Below are 21,672 nucleotides of genomic sequence, written 5' to 3'. Positions count from 1 at the left end.
AACTCACTCCTAAAAATTCTTTTTACTGTCTAACAGTAAGGTTACTGGACCATCATTTACCAAATGCACATCCATCATGGCTCCAAAAACGCCTGTCTCAACTTTTGAAATCTCTTTTTTACATTCTTCAACAAAAGTATTATATAACTTTTCAGCTTCTTTACCTGAAAGAGCCGCCATAAAGTTAGGACGTCGGCCTTTTCTACAATCTCCGTAAAGGGTAAATTGAGACACAATTAATAATTCTCCATTTACGTCCTTTAAGGACAAATTCATTTTTTCCTCACTGTCTTCAAATATTCTCAAGTTCACTAATTTATCCTTTATATAGATTACATCATCAACAGTGTCTTCTTTTGAAATGCCCAAGAGCACCATTAAGCCCTGTGCTATTTCTCCTACAACTTTACCTTCAACCTTAACACTACTGCTGCTTACCCTTTGAACGACTGCTCTCATTTACTCACCTCTAGCTCTTTGTTCTATATATTTCCATGATTCCATCCACTCTTTTAAGCTTCTTCATCAATTCCTTTAATTGTTCAATATCAGTTATTTTCAGCTTAATATTGATCACTGCAAATCCACCTTTGGCAGTCTTTGCATTTAAAGCGTGCAGGTGAATTTTAAAATCAGTGATTAATACCATAATATCTGACAAGATTCCACTTCTGTCTTCCGCTTTAATCTGTATTTCAGTGATATAGCCATTGGATTTTGCACCACTCCAATTTACATCAATGATTTTATTATCAGTATCATGCAGTAAAACTTCAGCATTTTTACAGTCCTTCCTGTGGATGGACACACCTCTCCCCTTTGTAATGTAACCGATTATGTGGTCGCCTGGTACTGGGTTACAGCATTTTGCGAATCTAACCAATACATTGGTAAGCCCTTTTACCTCAACGCCATAGTCATTGCTTTTTCTGTTAATACGAGAGGATTTGGAAATCTGCTCCTCGATGTTTTTTAAAGCCGTTGTATTATCTAGTTCTGCAGTCTTATCACTCTTATAAGCCTCTTTGAGTTTAGTTACCACAGCAGATGCCATCAGTGCACCAATGCCTACTGCTGCATAGACATCATCTATACTGTTAAAGTTGTACTTTTTTAACAACTTATCTAAAATTTCACCTTTAGCAAGTTCTCCAAAGTTGCAGCCCTGTCTTTTCGCCTCCTTCTCCAGAAGTTCCTTACCCTTACTGATATTTTCTTCCCTCTTAGCCTTTTTAAACCAGGCTCTAATCTTACTTTTTGCCTGATTGCTCTTTGCTATATTCAGCCAATCTATACTGGGTCCCTTTGCCACCGCAGAAGTCATAACCTCTACAATTTCTCCCGTCTTTAAAACATAATCCAGAGGCACCATCTTTCCATTGACCTTTGCCCCAACACAGCGATTGCCTATGTCCGTATGAATCCTGTAAGCAAAATCTATGGGTGTTGACTCTGCAGGCAAATCAATTACAGCCCCTTTAGGAGTAAACACAAAAATTTCGTCGGAAAACAGATCAATCTTAAAGGCCTCCATAAATTCCTCTGCATCAGAGGTCTCTCTCTGCCATTCTAAAATATCTCTGAGCCAGGAAAGCCTTTTCTCAAAATCATCACTATTGTTTTCCTGATTTTTCTCCTTGTACTTCCAATGGGCAGCAATACCGTATTCTGCGGTTCTATGCATTTCAAAGGTACGTATTTGAATCTCAAAGGGCTTTCCCTGGGGTCCAATCACTGTAGAATGTAGGGATTGATACATATTAGGCTTAGGCATGGCAATATAATCTTTAAATCTGCCAGGAATAGGTTTATACATAGTATGAACAATACCTAAAGCTGCATAGCAATCCTTTACTGTTTCTACTAATATTCTTACGGCAGTTAAATCAAAAATTTGATCTATTGTCTTATTTTTATTCATCATTTTTCGATATATACTATAGAAATGTTTCGGTCTTCCGTCAATTTCTGATTTAATTGTAGCTTTCATCAAATTTTCATGGAGCTGCGATATTATTAGCTCAATATACGCTTCCCTCTCAGCTCGTTTTTCAGCAATTTTCTTCACCAAGTCATAGTATTCCTCCTGGTTGCTGTATCTGAAGGCCAAGTCCTCAAGTTCCCACTTGATTTTGGACATTCCCAATCTATGGGCTAGAGGAGCATAGATATCAAAAGTTTCCTTAGCTGTTTCACGCTGTTTTTCTGCTGATCTATATTTTAAGGTTCTCATATTATGGAGCCTGTCTGCCAATTTTATCAGAATAACCCTGATATCCTTTGTCATAGCAAGCAGCATCTTTCGAACATTATCTGCCTTTTGTTCTTCCTTTGTCTTATACTGAATTTTACTTAGCTTAGTTACTCCTTCTACCAGATTGGCAATTTCCAAGTTAAATTCTCTGACAATATCCTCGTGGGTGTAGTTGGTATCCTCAATAACATCATGGAGCAGCCCAGCAGCAATTGTATTAGTATCCATGCCCATTTCTGCAAGAATAGCGGCAACTTCCGCAGGATGAGTTACGTAGGGCTCTCCGGATTCTCTTCTCTGTTCTTTGTGAGCTTCCGCTGCGAAATTATATGCTTTTTCAATTAATTCTTTATTAACATTAACGCAATTCTTATCAATTAACTCAAACAACCTATCTAACATCGGGCTACTCTCCTCAGTTTTAAATCAAATTAAAATCAATGGCTGGTTAAGCAACCAGCCATTATTTTTCTATATTATATAATAACATGTATATTTTTTCAATTGCTTTTTAAATATCGTATTCAACTAGAGAGTTAATATCATATTTTTGTAGTTTTTCTCTTCCCTTCAACTCGGAAAGTTCAATGACAAACTGCATAGAAACCACTTCACCACCAACTAACTCAACCAGTCTTGCAACACTTTGAATAGTTCCTCCAGTGGCCAACAAATCATCCACAATCGCCACTCTTTGTCCTGGCTTTATAGCATCCTTGTGTATTTCAAGGCTGTCACTGCCATACTCTAGATCATACTCAATTTTTATTGTTTCAAAAGGTAATTTACCTTTCTTTCTAACCGGAACAAAACCCACTCCCAATGCATATGCTACAGGAACTCCAAAGATAAAGCCTCTTGCTTCCGGTCCAACTATTAAATCTATATTCTTATCCTTAAGCTCATCTACAATTTTATCTATAGCAAATTTCAAAGCCTCTCCGTCTTGTATAAGAGTAGAAACATCTTTGAAGCTGATACCTTCCTTTGGGAAGTCTTCTACTATTCTTATCTTGCTTCTTAAATCCATATAAATTCCCCCATGTTTCAAATTTGAATTCCAAGTAGATTACTTATGTAGCTACCTTTGACTAGTTTATTATATACCATTAAAAAAATTGTGCAATAATTTTTTAATAAATAATCATGTCCCGGTTGGAATTATTGACTTCTTTATTAAGGTACTTGGCAATTTGCTCTGCCCTATAGCCGTCAGAAGTTGTAAACAATTCCACTGCAATCCTAGCATTATCCATCTTGCCGATGGCATTGGTTGTAGGTTTTATATCCATTACAAGCTTTTGTATATTTTCCATTGTTATCTCATTTATATTATGTACTTTTAAAAGTGCCTTAATACCATGATTATGAGTCTTTAGTATATGCTTCAGACCTTCTTTTACAAAAATTTCATTTTCATCAATTACAGGCAGCCCTGAAGCAACAGTACCTATCAGCACTAAATCCGTATATTTCTTGGCAAACTTCATCTCATAATACATGGACAGCGCTTGGGCAAGTTTATACGACAATCCTGAGAAGGATAGTTCCTTAAATTTGTACAAACATTCCTTTTGTTTAGGATTTATAGATATGGCATCTATCTTACAGTATCTGACACTATTATTTATTATTATTACATCTATACCCATGCTCTTACAAAGTTGAATTTGACTAACGGATTCAGCCCCGCATCCAACAGTAACTATGAGCTTAGCACCTAGAAAATTGATATGATTTCTTATAACGTGGGTATCTAACTTATCTGCTTCACTATCTTGTATATAATATTCAACATCTGCATTCAAATATTTAAAGAGTAAGAAAAGTAATGATACACCACATATGGCATCGGCATTGCAGGCTCCATATATAACGATTTTTTCTCTGTCATTTATAGCCTTGACTGTTCTTTCAAGCGCTTTGCTCATATCCTTCAAAAAAAAAGGATTATATGTAGTTAAAAAGTTTGGATATTTCAAAGCCTCCAAAAACCTAGACATAATTAAACCTCCACTTAAATTAGAAAACATCTATATTATATAGGATAAAAGTAATTTTGACAATTTTTTTTTATAAAATATAAAAAAGAGAAACCCCTTAGAGTTTCTCTTTAAATTACAATATACTATGCAGCCATAGCCTTCTTCTTTCTTTTCTTGCTGAAGTTTTTAAACATAACCCACAGTGGGCTTGCAATGAAGATTGATGAGTAAGCTCCGGTAAGTATTCCCACTATTAGAGGAAGTGAAAAATCTCTAACCTGCGGAACAAAAATTTGAACCGCTACAATTGTAAATAGTGTTGTCAATGATGTATTTATGGATCTAGACATAGTTTGAGTTACGCTAATATTGGCAATCTCAGTAATGCTCTTTCCTCTAAGAGTCTTTTGATTCTCTCTTATTCTGTCAAAGATAACTATAGTATCATTGATTGAATATCCTATGATGGTCAGCATTGCTGCAATAAAGGGTGAGTTTACAGGTATTCTGAATGCCGCATAAAGTGTCAGCGTAATAAGTACATCATGAATCAGTGCTATTATTGCCGCAAGACCAAAAGCAACATCTTTAAACCTTATTCTAATGTAAAGCAACATACAAACTGTAGCAACTGCTAATGCAGTAAAAGCCTTTCTTGTCATTTCACTTCCTATAGAGCCCTCTATGGAGTTTTCAGAAAGCAGGGCTTCATCCTGTAGTTCATACTTAGTCTTAATTTTGCTAAATATCTCTTGAGTAGTTGCATTGTCAAGTTTACTTGATTGAATTTCAACTTGGGTTTCATCCACTATTCTTGTCACTGCATCTGGAGCAGTTTCTCTAACCAAAGCAGCAATCTCTTCATTGTTAACTGCTTTGCCCATTTCTATGGTAACTACTGTACCGCCTTTAAAATCTATACCAAAGTTCAGACCCTTGTTGGCAATTAAGAATACTATACCTACAGCTATAATTGCTAAGGAAATACCAAACCACATTTTAGTTCTTTCAATTATCTTAAGCAAGTGTATTACCCCCTCTTTACTCCGAAGTATGATGGTTTGCTAAGTATGCCGGCATTAAATGCAAGTCGTAACAGATATTTTGTTATAACTATTGCAGAGAACATACTTAATATTATACCTATAGACAAGGTCAAGGCAAAACCTTTAACTCCTCCGGAACCTAGATAGAATAATACTACTGCAGCAATTATAGTTGTAACGTTTGAGTCGATAATTGAAGAAAGCGCTCTGTGAAAGCCTGATTCCATAGAAGACTTTATGGACTTTCCTATCTTTAGTTCTTCCTTTATTCTCTCGAATATAAGAACATTTGCATCTACTGCCATACCAATTGTAAGCAAGAAACCTGCTATACCCGGTAAAGTCAATACTACGCCAAAGGCCTTGAAAGCATATAGTACCAATAATATGTACACTATTAATGCCAAACTTGCAATAACGCCAGGTAGTCTATAGTATACTATCATGAATAAGAATACAAGAATTATACCTATAAGACCAGCCTTTAAGCTCAGCGGAATAGCCTCTTCACCAAGAGTTGGTCCAACAGTTTTAGTTTCCACATTCTTTAGTGCAACAGGAAGGGCACCGGATTTAATTATACCTGCTACTCTTTTAGCTTCATCAAAACTGGACATATTTGTTATTGACGCTTCTCCATCAGTAATAATAGCTTGAACTTTAGGTGCAGAAACTGTCTCGTCATCCATCTTTATAGTTATTGCTTGACCATAATACTTCTCCGTTGCTTCAGCAAATTTCTCTTTACCAGATTCCTTAAACTTTAAACTTACTTGTGGTTCATTTGTTACAGTATTTATTACAGGTTCAGCAGTTTCTACATCTTCACCTGTAAGTATTTCCACACCATCTGGTCCTACAAAAGTTAATTTTCCAGACTGGCTCAACATAGTGGCTATTTCACTTGAGTTGAATTTTCCAGGTATCTCTACCCTAATTCTTTTTTCGCCTTCTCTTACTATAGGTGTTTCTGATACGCCCATAGAATTTACTCTCATTTCCAATGTTTGAATAGCTCTATCTATAGTGTCATCATCTACTTCAGAAGTAACTTCCAGAAGCATGCTAACCCCACCCTGCAAATCCAACCCCCTTTGTAATACTTCACCAAAGGATTGAACCTTATAACCTCCAACATCCGGAGTTCCATAAATCCCTAGGCCGGCAAATAATCCTATCAATATTACAGCAATGGTAAAGGTTACAATACTAGTTGCTTTTGTTCTCTTCTTTGTCCTCATCTTTCTCCCCCTCTGAACACTTTCATAGGTTTAATTATATTACGACATCAAATAATAGTCAATAACAGGTAATTTACATTATTTTTTCTTCATACTTACATTTGAGAGCTATAGCACACTCCAAACGCTTTTTAGTAATCTTGCAGCCAAGTTCATAAGGAACATGGATATCTTTGTTGAAGTTAAAGTTATTGGCCTGACAGCCACCACTACAGTAAAATCTTGCCCAGCATCCCATACATTTTGGCTTATTGTAGATGTGTGCATCCTTAAACTCCATGGCTAAATCGTCTCTAAAGTTGTCTTCAAAGATAGAGCCAAGCTTAAATTCCTCTATACCTACGAATTGGTGGCAAGGATATATGTCCCCGGATGGAGTTACTGCAACATATTCATGGCCGGCGCCACAGCCGCTTATTCTCTTATAGACACAGGGTCCTCCGTCAAGATCTATATGGAAGTGGTAGTACTTAAATTCCTTGTCAGTACCTATTCTCTCTTCCATTTCTTCTACCAATTTATCGTAGGACTCATAAATTGCTTCCAAATCCTCTTCCTTTAGAGCAAGCTCATGACCATCAGGCAGAACTACCGGTTCAATGGATATTTCTTTAAAGCCTTCATCGGCCAAAGCTATAACATCCTTGTAGAAGTCAGTATTTCTGCTTGTGAATGTTCCTCTTGCATAATACTGCTTATTCTTGTCTCTTCTTTCCACCATTTTTTTGATCTTTGGAAGAATATCATCATAGCTGCCGCTGCCATTATATCTTACTCTTACGCTGTCATTTGTCTCTTTTCTTCCATCTATAGACAATACTATATTTCCCATGTTTTTATCTATATATTCTATAATTTCATCACTGAGCAAAGTAGCGTTGGTGGTCATAGTAAATCTCACATTTTTGTTATGGATTTTTTCCTGTTCCTTAGCATACTCTACTATTTCTTTAATATTGTTAAAAGCCATTAAGGGTTCTCCTCCAAAGAGATCTATCTCAATGTTTCTTCTTGGTCCGGAGTTCTTTATGACAAAATCAACAGCCCTTTTTCCTACTTCTGCAGACATCATCTGTCTTCTTCCCTTATACTCACCCTCTTCTGCAAAACAGTACTTGCACTTGAGGTTACAATCATGTACAACATTTAAACACATAGCCTTTATAAAGGACTTTGATTTATCATTTCTTGCTATATGTTCATATTTGTCTCCAGAATACAGCAGTTCCTCTGCAAGAAGCTCTTCTATATCACTTAAAGCTTCTTCAATTTCTTCAGCGTTGTATTTTCCCCTTAGTCTATCAATTACTTCAGCTTTATTTGGTACAACCTCTTCATCTAAAATATCGTATATTAGCTCGTCTACTATATGAACGCAGCCGGAGTTTACATCCAGTACGTAATATTCGTTGCCTTGCTTAAATTTATGTATCAACGCCAAAATATTTTCCTCCTAACTAAATTATTAATACAGATAAAATGTGCAATGAAACATTGCACATTAAATAAGCAGCAGCCCGTGGCTACTGCTCTCCTATGATATTAGTTTTCACAGGCTAAATTTGCAACGGTGCAGGAAGTTTTGCATGCTGATTGACAGGAATTAGCACATTCCTTGCATCCTGGCTTTGCTAAGCTATTCTTTAGATTTGGTTTGTTTATTGTTCTGATATGTTTCATATTTTAGCCCTCCATTCCAAAAAACACTTCAAAAATATTATATCACATAAGATTGCTTAAATAAAGTATTTCTATATATTTATACCAAGCATACCTGAAAGTGCACCAACTACCACTGCAATCGTAATCCTTAATAATTCTGTAAGTCCAAAGAATACATTATTAAATAATACTGCTGATGCTATAAAAATCAACAGCATATAGAGCAGAGCCACCAGTATCCCCACCAGCCATCCGTTTTTATTGTTCTTTCTTGCAGCATATATGGCTCCATAAACCACACTTAAGCAGGTTGTCACCAGATAATACACAGAAAGGAACTGGTTGCTAACATCTGTAAAGGTCATGATTATTGCAAATATTATCACTAGTACGATAGTAATTAAGGTTGCCCTTAAAACCCCCATGGATACTTTTGTAAGAAACGCTTTTTCTTCCATATATAAAACACCTCCCATCTAATTATTATCTATGTAGATGAGAGGCATTTTATTACAATTATATACTTATTTATTCAGTTTTTGATTCTGTTATTACACTGGCAATTCCATTTTTTGAAATCTTAAGTCTTGCTCTGTCCGGACCGGTCTGAACCAATACATGGTCATCTTGAATACTAGTAATCTTGCCTATAATACCGCCTCTTGTCAAAACCTCATCATTGACTTTTAGCGCTTCTAACATAGCATTGTACTTTTTCTTCCTCTTATTTTCAGGTAAAAATACAATAAGGTAAAATAAACCCAGCATAACAATCAAAGGTAAAGCTGCACCCAAAATCTCGTTCATTGTCTTTTCCTCCTTTACAAATTATAGTTCGTTCCATTTAATTCTATACATTTCCACTGAATTGTTCAACCATTTTATTCTTAAATTCATAAAAATTATCATTTTCTATAGCTGTTCTTATGTCTTCCATCAATTTATTATAGAAATACAGGTTATGTAATACACACAGCCTCATGGCCAACATTTCCTTAGCTTTAAACAGATGTCTTATATAGGCTCTGCTGTAATGCTTACAAGCAGGACAGCCGCAGCCTTCATCAATAGGTTTAGAATCTGTTTCGTACTTGGCATTCATTATATTTATCTTACCATATTGGGTGAATACATGGCCATGTCTCCCGTTACGGGCAGGTAGTACACAGTCAAAGAAATCTATTCCTCTTGCTACACCTTCAAGTATATTTATTGGTGTACCAACTCCCATTAAGTAAATTGGTTTATCCTCAGGTAAATGGGGTACAACAGAATCTATAATTCTGTACATTTCTTCATGAGTCTCACCTACTGCAAGACCACCAATGGCATATCCATCTAGGTCAAGCTTTGAGATATCCTTGGCATGAGCTATTCGTATATCATCAAATACCCCACCTTGATTTATACCAAAGAGCATCTGTTTCTTATTAATTGTACTGTCTAAAGAATTTAATCTCTTCATTTCTGCTATACATCTGTGCAGCCATCGGGTAGTTCTCTCAACTGACCTTTCAACATACTCCCTAGGAGAAGGATTGGGTATACATTCATCAAAGGCCATGGCAATTGTGGATGCCAAGCGGCTCTGAATTTGCATACTTTCCTCCGGTCCCATGAAAATTCTCTTTCCATCTATATGAGAGTTAAAATATACCCCTTCTTCTTCTATCTTCCTTATGCCTGATAAAGAAAAGACCTGAAATCCTCCGGAGTCTGTTAGAATTGGCCTATCCCAATTCATAAACTTGTGGAGCCCTCCCATTTTATACACCACTTCATCACCAGGCCTTAGATGCAGGTGATAGGTATTTGACAACTCCACTTGACAGCCAATGTCCTTTAAATCCATGGAGGAAACGGCCCCTTTTATAGCTGCCAGAGTACCTACATTCATAAATACCGGTGTTTGAATTGTACCATGAGGAGTTGTAAAAGTTCCCCTCTTGGCCTTATCTTCCTTTTTAATTATCTTAAACATACATTTCACTTCCCTTTAGTTAATTAAGGATTAGTATTGTGGCTTTTAGAATCTGTAATAAACATAGCGTCTCCAAAACTAAAAAACCTGTATTTTTCTTCTATTGCTTTATGATAAGCCCTCATAATAATTTCCTTATGGGCAAGTGCACTTACCAGCATAATTAAAGTTGACTCGGGCAGATGGAAGTTTGTAATTAATGCATCTACAATTTTAAAATTATAGCCCGGGTATATAAAAATATCTGTCCATCCGGTCTTAGGAGCTACATATCCTGATGAGTCTGCTACGCTTTCCAAGGTTCTGCAGGAGGTAGTTCCCACTGCAATTATCCTGCCGCCGTTTTTCTTACAAGCATTGATTTTTGCACTGGTTTCCTCATCCACCATATAGAACTCAGAATGCATTTTATGTTCCTCAATGACATCCACCTTTACAGGTCTGAAGGTGCCAAGTCCAACATGCAGTGTAATATAGGCAATATTTACCCCTTTTTTCTCAATATCCGCCAACAATTCCTTGGTAAAATGAAGACCTGCTGTCGGCGCTGCCGCTGATCCCACTGTCTTAGAATAGACAGTCTGATACCTTTCCTTATCCTCCAACTGCTCAGTTATATAGGGAGGCAGGGGCATTTGACCCAGCTCATCCAAAATCTCCTCAAAAATACCTTGATAATAGAATTCAATTATTCTATTTCCTTCATCCACCATATCTATTACTTTTGCCTTCAATCTTCCGTTACCAAAGCTGAATTCAGCTCCTATCTTTGCCTTTTTTCCCGGCTTAACAAGACTTTCCCACTTATCTCCTTCTATCCTCTTAAGCAATAAAAATTCTATTTTACCACCGGTATGGAGTTTTTCACCAATAAGTCTAGCCGGCATAACTCTGGTATTATTAAGTACTAGACAATCTCCTGGATTTAAATAATTTATTATGTTTTTAAATACTTCATGTCTTAGCTCACCGTTATCCTTGTTAACTACCATAAGCCTTGATTCATCCCTATTTTTTAAGGGGTGTTGAGCTATAAGCTCCTCAGGAAGGTCAAAATAAAAATCACTTACTTTCAAAATTACACCTCATTTGTATTTATTTTTCTTCAAATAATGGAAGCTGCTCCACATTGTCTTTTATCCATTTTCTTTTAGTATGGCTATAAGCTTTATCTGTAGCCATTCTTCCTCTTGGGGTCCTAATTATAAACCCTTTTTGCAGAAGATAGGGTTCATAAACATCTTCTATGGTATCCAATTCTTCACCAATAAAATAGGATAAAGTTTCTATACCAACAGGACCGCCGGAGAAGTTATCTATAATAGCCTCCAGGATACGGTTATCAACCCTATCAAAGCCTTCTTCATCCACTTCTAAAAGTTCCAGGGCCGCCTTTGCATCTTCTAATTTAATAGTACTTTCACCTTTTACTTGAGAATAGTCTCTGACTCTTTTTAAAAGTCTTATGGCTATTCTAGGTGTTCCTCTGGACCTTCTGGCAACCTCATAGGCACTGTCTTCCTCTATTTTACAGTCTAAAATTTCCGCAGATCTTATGATAATTTCTTTTAGCTCATCATTATTATAATACTCCATAGCACACAGAACACCGAATCTATCCCTTAGGGGGGATGTCAGCAAGCCTACTCTGGTGGTTGCTCCAATAAGTGTAAACTTGGGCAAATCCAATCTTATGGACTTAGCAGAGGCTCCCTTTCCAATAACGATATCCAAGGCATAGTCTTCCATAGCCGGATATAATATTTCTTCCACATTTCTGTTTAATCTATGTATTTCATCGATAAACAGCACATCATTTTTGCTTAAGGTAGTGAGTATAGCTGCTAAATCCCCAGCTCTTTCTATAGCCGGTCCGGAGGTTATCTTCAAATTGCCTCCCATCTGTTTTGCTATTATATTGGCCAAGGTTGTTTTTCCTAAACCCGGAGGTCCATATAGAAGTACGTGGTCTAAGGCTTCTCCCCTATTCTGCGCTGCCTTTATAAACACCTTTAACTTATCCACTACTTTTCTCTGGCCAATATATTCATTTAGATTCTGAGGTCTCAGACTGTATTCAGAATTACTTTCTTCTATTGTACTAATTGACGATAATATTCTTTCATCCATTATTAGTATCCCCTCAATTCATAAGTTGTTTTAGGGAGTTCTTTATTACCCCTTCCAGAGAATCAGCTAAATTGACATTTTTTAAGACACTGACACATTCCTTTTCAGAGTATCCCAGTGCCATAAGAGCTTCAATAGCATCAGCATATACAGAGCTCTTTGTGGTATAGTCAATAGAGATCTCCTCAGCATTATCTCTTACCTTTTTCATCTTATCTTTAAGCTCCAATATTATCCTTTGAGCTGTCTTCTTTCCTACACCGGGTGCACGTGTCAGCGATGCCTCATCGCCAACTGCTATGGCAAATTGCAGTCTTTCCACATCTAATATGGATTGAATAGACAGGGCAGCCTTTGCACCTACTCCGTTAATATTTAATAATAGTAGAAACATCTCTAATTCTTCTCTTGAAATAAATCCATAAAGCCCAAGAAAGTCTTCCCTAACCATTTGATAGGTATATAATTGCACCTCATCACCGATCTTGGGAAGTTTCGTAAGAGTACTTCCTGGTACATATATTTTATATCCTATACCATTATTATCTATCACTACATAATCCTTATAAAAGCCCTTATAGCTTCCCTTTATATATTCGTACATCAATATTTCCTCCTCACTCAGGTTACGGTTCAAAACATAACACAGGCTATATATACTTTACCATCACAAAATAAATATTTCAATACAAGTATTGTTACTAAATTTACAGGATCCGTTGAACAAAAGAGAAGAGAAGAAAAAAAATTGACAATTGTCAATTGTCAATTTCAATCATTCCATAATATTATGGGGCAAAGATAGAACTCACAAACTTTTAATTGCTTACGAAGAGATTGCCATCATTTCATCCTGAGCCTCTTCTTTGGTTTCAAATTCAAATTCAAAATTTATTAAACTCTCTTGGTACTGCTCAGGTAAGGTTTCAAGGGTTCTATTTGAAATATCATAATCCGGATCCTCTATAAATAAGTTTCCCTCATTATCGCATTTGAAAATTGCTACAAACTCTTTATTGGTAGCTCCAAGATAGTACTTTTGTGGTGTAAACCGGGTTTCCTTTTCAAATATAAGCTCAAAATTTGTCTCTTGTATAAGTTTATAGTCCTTTCTCTCGTAATATTCTTTTAACTTTGACACAGTTAAGTCTCCAGATAAAAAGTTTTTAACCTCTTTCATGGATACATTCTTTGTATTTATTTCATTATCTTTATTCTTTAGCTTTAACACAATTACAGTATCATCTGATAACACTTTTTCAATAATTCTTGCACTGGTGACCTTTTCATTTTTTTCCTCATAGCTAAGGCTATTTTTACTTAAAACCCTCATAGCAATATTAAAGCTTATTGTAAATATAATAACAATTCCTAAAATACAGAGCATAAGATAATCATATTTGCTCAATTTCATAACATCACTCCCATAATGTTTTTGGACTTGCTTTCATTGTGATATTATGAACATATTTTTTCATTTTTAAACAAACATTTCAAAATTTATCAATAAAAATGTACTGTTACGCATTCATTAACTATACTTTTTATAGTTTCGGCAAAAAACAAGAGCCAATTAACTACGGCTCTTGAAAAAATATATGATATTTAGTGTTGTGGTACATCTAAGTATTTTAGCAAATCTTCCCCTAATGCTGCTTCAAATTCACTGTTTTCTATTTTGCTCAAGTCTCTATACAAAGTGTTCAAGCGGTTTATAAGCATTTGAACAGGCTCGTTGCTCTCCTTGGCTACAGCTTCTTCGATTATTCCCTTATTGTTAGGGTCCACACCTGTAATGTCAAGCAACTTTTTAATAGCCTCTTCATACTCCTCAATCTTTATACAGATATTGTTATAAAGATCTCTTATTTGCCCAAACTTTAACTTCATATATTTCTCCCCCCTTTGTAAAATAATATACAGTGTTCAATAAATTAAGCCCCACCGGCAAATCATTCTTTTCTATAGCTTCTATTCTACAATAATTTGTAAAATCCTTCTGATATTTCATATTTTTTATTTTATCTATCTTAAAAGAAAACAGCCTGTTGACATATAAAATCAACAAGCTATCTATATAATATAATTACTTCTTTAATTCTTGTACTCCAGTTATAGTTGTTGCTGTATCTACTTCTTTATCAGCAATTTTGAAAGTCTTTTGAGCTTCTTCGTTTAAGAAGTAAAGATTTCCTTCAATTGTCTGATTAACTAATTTAAAGTTCTTACCAGCAACATAAACGTCACCTTTGAAAGTACCGTGCTCAAGACTTCCGTTGATGCTATTGAAAGTAATGCTTGGAGCAGTCTAAGTAAATTTACCAGTTACTTTTTTATTTTCATCCTGAGTATATAGAGCTATCTTTCTCTGATATAACTCTTCTCCAGTTTCTGAATTCTTCTTGCCATTCTTAAAATCGCCATCTACTACCAGATCCTTGTCGATGGTTATATCCTTTGTAAGTGAGATTATCCATTTTCCGTCCTTGCCAATTGATTTTTCAAAAACAGCAGCATCATCTACGATTGAAGCAGCTGCCACTGTATCAGCCTTATTTGAATCAGTTGTTGAAGCTGGCTTTTAACATCCAGCAAATGATGTTGCCAATGAAACAGTTAATGCTAAAACTAATGCTTTAACTCATGAATTTTTTATCATAATAACATGAATATTATTCTTCCCATCCTTCAGGGAACTCAGCATTGTGGTAAACATCTTGAACATCATCATCATCTTCAAGAGCATCCAACATCTTTTGGAACTTAGCTGCAGTTTCTTCATCAATTGCTGTAAGTGTATCAGGTATCATTTTAACTTCTGCTTCAAGGAATTCCAAGCCATTTGCTTCAAGAGCTTCTCTTACTGAACCAAAGTCCTCAGGAGCAGTTGTAATTATGTAAACTTCTTCTTCAGAAGCAAAATCCTCTGCTCCTGCATCTAAAGCCATCATCATAAGTTCGTCTTCATCAATGTCATCAGTTTTTTCGATAACTATCTGACCTTTTTTTTGGAACATAAAAGATACACAGCCAGTAGACCCCATATTTCCACCATACTTAGTAAAAGCATGTCTAACATTTCCCGCACTTCTGTTCTTGTTATCTGTTAGTACATTTACTATCACTGCAATTCCTGAAGGGCCATATCCTTCATATACTATTTCTTCATAATTTACTGAGTCTGCTTCACCAGAGCTCTTTTTTATAGCTCTCATTATTGTATCTTGAGGCATATTATTAGCTTTTGCTTTTGCCACCACATCCTTTAGCTTAGCATTGGTGTCAATGTTTGGTCCTCCATTTTTAACCGCCAGGGCAATCTCCTTACCTATCTTAGTAAAAATCTTACCTCTCTTCGCATCGACCTTACTCTTTTTAGCTTGAATATTATGCCATTTTGAATGTCCTGACATATGTAAAACTCCTCCTATATTAAAATAAAAATCCACCATATCAATGAAAATTCGCAAATATTATATCACATAGCTTGAAGATACTTCAACCTTCAGTTATTGAAAAAAATTAATATTTAGCTCAGATCATCACAAGAGTTCCGTCGTCTTCCTTAAAGTATATACCCTCTTCTTGGCTTAAAAGCTGAAATTTATTATTTGTAATTTCTACTAAGCCTGTTTTTATTTCCTCTGCCTTTTCTTTTTCGCATAAAATGCTCAGCACTACCTTGTGGCTGTATTCTGTGTCGACTATCTGCCAATGATTTTTGTTAAAAGTGTATTCTACTTTTCCGTGGAGATCATAGTCTAATTGAATTTTAAAGAGTAGCCCATTTACTTTTTCAATGGTGCCTGCCTCTTTCACAGCTAATGCCGCCGCCTTTGAATAAGCCCTAACCAGCCCCGCAGCCCCTAAAAGCACCCCTCCAAAGTAACGAGTCACCACCACAACCACATCGGTTATGTTGTTTTTCTTGATTACCTCTAATACAGGTATTCCGCCTGTGCCCTGTGGCTCTCCATCATCACTGTAGCGTTGAATTTCACAGTTCTTTCCTATGGAATAGGCATATACGTTGTGTCTTGCTTCCCTATGTTCTGCCCTTATACGGTTAATAAAATCTCTTGCCTCTTCCTCACTTTCTACTCTGGCTACAGCGCCAATGAATAAAGATTTCTTTTCTTCATATTCACCAATAGCTTGTCCTTTTACAGTTTTATATCCCATCTCTAGCACCTATTTTCTATAATTATTCAAAATATCTGAGATTCTCTTCAAACCTACTTCGATTTCATTTTCACTGGTTTGAGAAAATCCTATCCTAAAATATCGGTTTCCATCAGCAATACTTCTGTAGAAAATTTCTCCTGGAGTAATTAATACCTTTGCCTCTCTACATTCTTCAAATAGTTCATAGGAGTTTATTGTAACATCCTCCTTAAGCCTAAAATAAAAATTCAATCCACCACCGGGATATTCAAAATTCACATAGTTTGCTAAATACTTCTCCAAGCTGCTTATCATGTAAAGATATCTTTTTTTATAGATATCATTTAGTTGATCTATATAACTTTTCCAATAACCAGAGCTTATATAGAGCTCTAAAGCCCTCTGCATAAGACTTGATGTAGCAATATCCGTATTTATTTTTGCATTTTGAATATTTTCCCTAAACTCTGGAGGGGCTATAACATATCCTATTCTTATTCCCGGTAGAAAAACCTTGGAAAAACTCTTAATATATATTACTCTTTGTCCAGTATCCATTTTCTTAAAGCTCATATAATTTATATGGCTGTCATATATCAATTCAGACAAGTAATCATCTTCAATTATATAAAAGTCATAAATTTCAGCAAGTCTTAATATTTGCTTCTTTTTCTCATGGGAGTATGTGGCTCCAGTAGGATTTTGAAAATAACTCATCAAATAGAGAAATTTTATATTATTTTTCTTAATTATATTCTCTAATTTCTTAATATCAATGCCGTCCGTTTGAATTTCAACTTCAATAATTTCAGCTTTTCTCCAGTTGAATACAGCCAAAGCCCCGCTGTAGGTGGGTTTTTCAATGACGATACCATCCTTATGATTGATTAATGCTTTAGATACAATATCCAACCCCTGCTGGGCCCCGGATACAATAAGCACATCTTCAATGTTCACAGTATCGTCCCAAAAGTTTTTTACAATGCTCTTTCTCAGACCCTGGAAGCCAAGCAACTCCTGATAAACAAGGGCTTCAGCACCATCTCTTTCCAGAACTCTATTTATTACATCTTTAAAAATATTCACCGGAAAAAAAGAGCTGCTTGTAGTTTCTCCTGTAAAATCAATATATTCTTTTAAAGTATCTGGATTAATCTTTTTTAATACATCAGAATACTTTTTCTTTATATTTTTATATCCATCGTTTTTCCTAACAAATGTGCCACTGCCTATTTTTTGGGCAACATAGCCTTCCTCTTCAAGCTTTCTATAAGCGCTAATCACCGTAGCTTTATTCACTTTTAATTGCTCACAGAGGACACGAATGGTAGGAAGCTTTTCTCCATCCTTTAGTTTATTTGCTTCTACCATTCGTTTAATTTGATGATATCTGAATATACTTAGGTATTTCATTGTCTTTTATTTTAATGTTTATGTAACTCATAGCGCCACCTATTAAAAATATATTGCATTTCCTTATACTAATTATATTATACTGAGTAATAAATACAATCCATTAATAATTCACCATTTTAATATTGTAATTCTCAATCTTACCGCAGTTATTACATTTATATATATGCCGGCAATATTGTGAATTTTCTATGGGCATATCTGCACTATAGGGATCCAGATAATCTTCTATTCTACCTACATCTGAGAGAACCTCTTTACAGTTTTCACATAGAAAAGTAGTATCGTACATAGCATTACATAAAGGACATATTTTCATAAAGCCGCACCTCGCACTTTTTTATTTTTATTATTGCCGTCATATAAAGTAAAAATTCTAAGTTCTTGGTTAATTCCTAAGAATATATAGTAAAATAAAGAAGACCCAAAGGTCTTCTAACTAAATTCTATAGTTACTTGATTTGTTCAGTACTTCCTGGTCTGCCATGGCCTCTATATACACGCCGTTGTCTCTATACTCTTCTTTAAGTATATTTGCATTCCTATGTAGGAAGGCCGCAGCATGACTATCACTGTAAGGTATCAAAAATTCTGCCTTTTTCAACTTTTCCGGAAGATTTTTTGCTATAGCATCTAAGAGCAGCTCAAGGTTAGTTCCATTGACAGCAGAAATCTCAACTATATCCAGGTAGTTCTCCTTATCAAGGTAATCTTCCTTAAGCCTTTGTAAGTACTCCGGTTCAACTTTATCCATTTTATTCAAAGCCATTATTTTCGGTATGTTTATGGCTCCTAATTCTGTCAGCACTGCTTCAACAGCTTCAATTTGATTCCTAACCTCAGAGGAAGAGCAATCCACAACATGGATTAAGAGATCTGAATATATAACCTCTTCCAAGGTAGATTTAAAAGCTTCTACCAGATCATGCGGCAGTTTTCTCACAAAACCCACAGTATCTGTGAGGGTTATCATTCTGTTATCCCTAAGATTTAAGGCTCTTGTAGTTGTATCCAAGGTAGCAAAGAGCATGTTTGCTTCAAAGACCTTATCTTTAACAGCTGCATCTTTTGGCAGAGCAATATCACATAATTTATTTCTCAGAGTAGATTTGCCTACATTAGTGTAACCCACCAGTGAAACTCTGGGGACATTTTCCTTGTTTCTCTTTTCTCTTTGAACCTCTCTAACCTTTTGAATTTTTTCCAGTTCATTTTTCAAATCATAAATTTGTTCTTTAATGTGTCTTCTATCAGTTTCTAGCTTTTTTTCTCCAGGCCCCCTTGTTCCAATTCCACCACCGGTTCTTGACAGTACTGTTCCAAGTCCGGTTAAACGAGGAAGGCGATACTTAAGCTGGGCAAGTTCTACCTGAATTTTCGCTTCCTTTGACTTTGCTCTCCTGGCGAAAATATCCAGAATAAGTGTAGTTCTGTCTATGACTTTTATCCCTAGGCTCTCCTCAAGATTTCTAACCTGGGAACCGGAAAGTTCATCATCAAAGATAGCCACGTTTGCTCGGACCGCTTGAATCAACATTGCAATCTCTTTCACCTTACCGCTGCCTATATAGTAAACGGGATCTATTTTTGATTTCTTTTGGAAGACTTCATGTACTACAGCAACCTCACAGGCATAGGCAAGTTCTCTTAGTTCCTCCAGACTTTCCTCTGTATCACTGCCTATAATGATAGCTTTTTCCTCATTATCTTCCTTTATATCACTATCATATATAAATCTTTCTACCAAATTCACTTTGTCCAAGAAATTATAATTTATTGCTTCCATTAGGGACATTTCTTCAATAGTTTCATAGGTCAGCTCTCCATCTGCAACATTACAAAAGCCCAAGGTGATTCTTGGCTCCTTGCCTGCATCCACAGAAATAGCTGCAATACAATCCAGCTTCATCCTTAACAAGGCAGAGGTATCCAGTGCTGAAAGCCTTGATATTCCATTTGGATGAGTATGAATTATTCTCACACCGGATAGCCGCTTTTCTCTAATGTCTATAATTGGTATATCCACACTGCTGCTGTCGCCGATGCAAACATACTTTACATGACCTTTCCTGTCTATGGCTACACTAATCTCCCTATCCAGTACAAGTGTTACCGAATGCATTGTTTTTACGATTTCTTCAGTAACCACCTCTTCTCGCGGCACCTTTATACTGTAAATATCCTCTAACTGATTCAGTATAAACTTCTTAACACCATCTATATTACCGTATATCAAAGTTAACACTCCCTTTTATGTATTTGCACTCTATATGAATTTAAACCGAATAAAATGATTAAGTTAGTAATTAGTTATGAGTAATTAAGGAGGATTTTCTCTGCTTCTCTCCGAAAAATCTTTAAAATATAATTTTATCCTCAATTACTCCTTGCTCATTGCTCATTACTAATTGAAATAAGTACATAGAACTTTCTTTCATTTGGGACTAATCAATATGTTGTTATATTTGACAAAGTTCCTGCTATTATACTTGACAACTTTCAATTAATTTTATACTATAATAGCAATATTGTAAATAAGATATTGGATATACTTGGGAGGGCACAATGGAAGATAAAAAGCGGAATATTTTAATATCCGAAGAGCAAATCAGGGCTAGAATAAAAGAATTGGGAAGTGAAATAGAAAGGGACTATAAGGATAAGAAATTATACGTATTATCCCTACTTAGAGGAAGCTTTATTTTCACTGCAGATTTGGTAAGAACTCTTGATATTCCTGTTAAGATCGGTTTTATGACCACTTCAAGCTACGGACATGGTGAAGAAACCTCTGGAAATGTTACCGTAGTAAACGACTTGCCGGATGATATTACTGGCTTAGATGTTCTAGTAGTTGATGACATCGTTGATTCAGGAATAACTATGAAATTTGTAATAGACTATGCAAAGTCAAAAGGTGCTGCAACCGTTAAATCTTGTTCATTGCTGGATAAGCCAGAGAGAAGGGCTGTTGACCTAGTTCCGGACTATTGCGGTTTTCAAATTCCTGATGTATTTGTCGTAGGCTATGGCTTAAATTATGGAGACTATTATAGAAACGTACCATATATCTTTAATTGGGAGAAAATATAAGGAGTTGTCAACCACTTGGCAACTCCTTTGCTTTTAAGTTTAGTTATTGGGCATGGAAAAACCGGAACCATTCATATCTAGGTTTATAGCATTATCCGGAACTTTACCTACTATAATCGTCTCACAAATTGGAATTTGATGTACAACCTCAATATCACTTCTTTTAAAGGGTATGATTACTCTTATTTGGGTTCGGACTTCTACAAAAATTCTATGTCTGGTTTGATTGATGCCTGCGCTTTCAAAGGTTGAATAATACTTGGTTTCTATATTGCCTATAGGATACATTTTAACCGATATACCCGGCCCATAGGACGATAATATATTATTTTTCGTAATATAGCTTATAGGAATCTTTATTCCCATACTGCCCAGCTGCTTAAGGTCCCATTGGCTTTGCAGAGCCACATTGCAGGCAATTTCATTTAGCTTCAGTGTGTCAGCCTTTAGCATTACAATATTGCCGCTATCATCTTTTTCTACTTTGATTACCTTGTCGTAATCAAAGCTTTTATTAAATTCTTTTAAAATACAGTTATTGACGGTAACTATTGCTTTGGCTCTCATTTCACCTTCTGCCACAGCTATAACTGTGGGCATAACGGTTTTATCAAAGATATATATAAAAATATTGAAACTCACTGCTATGAGAACAAATAATATGATCAACCTGGTTTTAAGCTTCATGTCTGCACATCCTTTT

Annotated in this window: 24 protein-coding genes and 1 pseudogene; 1 reads left to right on the top strand and 24 read right to left on the bottom strand. The window is 35.7% G+C overall.

Features of this window, described 5'->3' with window-relative positions; all coding sequences use genetic code 11:
• Positions 1-9 precede the first annotated feature (9 nt).
• The 23 genes and pseudogenes from dtd to hflX form a co-directional block, all read right to left on the bottom strand.
• Positions 10-459 (bottom strand): D-aminoacyl-tRNA deacylase, encoded by a 450-nt coding sequence (gene dtd / locus FHY60_RS07550; protein WP_139904399.1) that lies wholly within the window; start codon positions 457-459, stop codon positions 10-12.
• 10 nt (positions 460-469) lie between these two features.
• Positions 470-2,656, bottom strand: coding sequence for a RelA/SpoT family protein (locus tag FHY60_RS07545; protein WP_139904398.1), 2,187 nt, complete (start codon positions 2,654-2,656; stop codon positions 470-472).
• A 109-nt stretch (positions 2,657-2,765) separates the two neighbouring features.
• Positions 2,766-3,284 carry an adenine phosphoribosyltransferase gene (locus FHY60_RS07540; RefSeq protein WP_139904397.1) on the bottom strand — a complete coding sequence of 173 codons (519 nt, stop codon included), beginning with the start codon at positions 3,282-3,284 and terminating at the stop codon, positions 2,766-2,768.
• 103 nt (positions 3,285-3,387) lie between these two features.
• Positions 3,388-4,257, bottom strand: a complete 870-nt coding sequence (locus FHY60_RS07535) for a DHH family phosphoesterase (protein ID WP_139904396.1) — start codon at positions 4,255-4,257, stop codon at positions 3,388-3,390.
• Positions 4,258-4,382: 125 nt separating this feature from the next.
• Positions 4,383-5,264 carry a protein translocase subunit SecF gene (secF, locus tag FHY60_RS07530; RefSeq protein WP_139904395.1) on the bottom strand — a complete coding sequence of 294 codons (882 nt, stop codon included), beginning with the start codon at positions 5,262-5,264 and terminating at the stop codon, positions 4,383-4,385.
• A gap of 5 nt (positions 5,265-5,269) precedes the next feature.
• The gene (gene secD, locus FHY60_RS07525) at positions 5,270-6,526 is read right to left on the bottom strand and encodes a protein translocase subunit SecD (protein WP_139904394.1); all 1,257 of its coding nucleotides are present in this window, start codon (positions 6,524-6,526) and stop codon (positions 5,270-5,272) included.
• Positions 6,527-6,599: 73 nt separating this feature from the next.
• Positions 6,600-7,967 carry a thioether cross-link-forming SCIFF peptide maturase gene (scfB, locus tag FHY60_RS07520; RefSeq protein WP_139904393.1) on the bottom strand — a complete coding sequence of 456 codons (1,368 nt, stop codon included), beginning with the start codon at positions 7,965-7,967 and terminating at the stop codon, positions 6,600-6,602.
• Positions 7,968-8,068: 101 nt separating this feature from the next.
• Positions 8,069-8,206 carry a six-cysteine ranthipeptide SCIFF gene (gene scfA / locus FHY60_RS07515; RefSeq protein ID WP_139904392.1) on the bottom strand — a complete coding sequence of 46 codons (138 nt, stop codon included), beginning with the start codon at positions 8,204-8,206 and terminating at the stop codon, positions 8,069-8,071.
• A gap of 71 nt (positions 8,207-8,277) precedes the next feature.
• Entirely contained in the window at positions 8,278-8,646 is a 369-nt protein-coding gene (locus FHY60_RS07510) for a TIGR04086 family membrane protein (protein WP_163215868.1), read from the bottom strand.
• A 70-nt stretch (positions 8,647-8,716) separates the two neighbouring features.
• Entirely contained in the window at positions 8,717-8,995 is a 279-nt protein-coding gene (gene yajC / locus FHY60_RS07505; RefSeq protein WP_139904390.1) for a preprotein translocase subunit YajC, read from the bottom strand.
• A gap of 43 nt (positions 8,996-9,038) precedes the next feature.
• A complete protein-coding gene (gene tgt, locus FHY60_RS07500) occupies positions 9,039-10,169 on the bottom strand; it encodes a tRNA guanosine(34) transglycosylase Tgt (RefSeq protein ID WP_139904389.1) in 1,131 nt (376 codons plus the stop codon).
• 23 nt (positions 10,170-10,192) lie between these two features.
• A complete protein-coding gene (gene queA, locus FHY60_RS07495; RefSeq protein WP_139904388.1) occupies positions 10,193-11,245 on the bottom strand; it encodes a tRNA preQ1(34) S-adenosylmethionine ribosyltransferase-isomerase QueA in 1,053 nt (350 codons plus the stop codon).
• Positions 11,246-11,264: 19 nt separating this feature from the next.
• Positions 11,265-12,299, bottom strand: coding sequence for a Holliday junction branch migration DNA helicase RuvB (ruvB, locus tag FHY60_RS07490; RefSeq protein ID WP_139904387.1), 1,035 nt, complete (start codon positions 12,297-12,299; stop codon positions 11,265-11,267).
• 13 nt (positions 12,300-12,312) lie between these two features.
• The gene (gene ruvA / locus FHY60_RS07485; protein ID WP_139904386.1) at positions 12,313-12,903 is read right to left on the bottom strand and encodes a Holliday junction branch migration protein RuvA; all 591 of its coding nucleotides are present in this window, start codon (positions 12,901-12,903) and stop codon (positions 12,313-12,315) included.
• A 222-nt stretch (positions 12,904-13,125) separates the two neighbouring features.
• A complete protein-coding gene (locus tag FHY60_RS07480) occupies positions 13,126-13,713 on the bottom strand; it encodes a hypothetical protein (protein WP_139904385.1) in 588 nt (195 codons plus the stop codon).
• Between the two features lie 191 nt (positions 13,714-13,904).
• Positions 13,905-14,189 carry a hypothetical protein gene (locus FHY60_RS07475; protein WP_139904384.1) on the bottom strand — a complete coding sequence of 95 codons (285 nt, stop codon included), beginning with the start codon at positions 14,187-14,189 and terminating at the stop codon, positions 13,905-13,907.
• Positions 14,152-14,310, bottom strand: a complete 159-nt coding sequence (locus tag FHY60_RS17830) for a hypothetical protein (RefSeq protein WP_180375487.1) — start codon at positions 14,308-14,310, stop codon at positions 14,152-14,154. Before FHY60_RS17830 ends, FHY60_RS07475 begins: the two co-directional genes overlap by 38 nt.
• A gap of 297 nt (positions 14,311-14,607) precedes the next feature.
• Positions 14,608-14,841: a hypothetical protein gene (locus FHY60_RS18280; protein ID WP_243122250.1), complete on the bottom strand. Its 234-nt coding sequence runs from the start codon at positions 14,839-14,841 to the stop codon at positions 14,608-14,610.
• 130 nt (positions 14,842-14,971) lie between these two features.
• On the bottom strand, positions 14,972-15,712 hold the full coding sequence (locus FHY60_RS07465) for a YebC/PmpR family DNA-binding transcriptional regulator (RefSeq protein ID WP_139904383.1): 741 nt from the start codon (positions 15,710-15,712) through the stop codon (positions 14,972-14,974).
• 121 nt (positions 15,713-15,833) lie between these two features.
• A complete protein-coding gene (locus FHY60_RS07460) occupies positions 15,834-16,481 on the bottom strand; it encodes a YigZ family protein (RefSeq protein ID WP_139904382.1) in 648 nt (215 codons plus the stop codon).
• Positions 16,482-16,490: 9 nt separating this feature from the next.
• A pseudogene (gene pdxR, locus FHY60_RS07455) lies at positions 16,491-17,907 on the bottom strand (MocR-like pyridoxine biosynthesis transcription factor PdxR).
• Positions 17,908-17,979: 72 nt separating this feature from the next.
• Positions 17,980-18,195 carry a hypothetical protein gene (locus FHY60_RS07450; protein ID WP_139904381.1) on the bottom strand — a complete coding sequence of 72 codons (216 nt, stop codon included), beginning with the start codon at positions 18,193-18,195 and terminating at the stop codon, positions 17,980-17,982.
• 120 nt (positions 18,196-18,315) lie between these two features.
• A complete protein-coding gene (gene hflX, locus FHY60_RS07445) occupies positions 18,316-20,112 on the bottom strand; it encodes a GTPase HflX (protein ID WP_139904380.1) in 1,797 nt (598 codons plus the stop codon).
• A 329-nt stretch (positions 20,113-20,441) separates the two neighbouring features.
• Between hflX and hpt the strand changes: the two genes are divergently transcribed.
• A complete protein-coding gene (gene hpt / locus FHY60_RS07440) occupies positions 20,442-20,969 on the top strand; it encodes a hypoxanthine phosphoribosyltransferase (RefSeq protein WP_139904379.1) in 528 nt (175 codons plus the stop codon).
• Between the two features lie 39 nt (positions 20,970-21,008).
• Here hpt and yunB read toward each other — a convergent pair whose 3' ends face one another.
• Positions 21,009-21,656 (bottom strand): sporulation protein YunB, encoded by a 648-nt coding sequence (gene yunB, locus FHY60_RS07435; RefSeq protein ID WP_139904378.1) that lies wholly within the window; start codon positions 21,654-21,656, stop codon positions 21,009-21,011.
• Positions 21,657-21,672: the final 16 nt, after the last annotated feature.

Source organism: Clostridium thermarum (assembly GCF_006351925.1).
GTDB lineage: Bacteria > Bacillota > Clostridia > Clostridiales > Clostridiaceae > Clostridium_AU > Clostridium_AU thermarum.
Note: the sequence above shows the minus strand (reverse complement) of the source record. Positions and strands in the feature narration are given on the sequence as shown.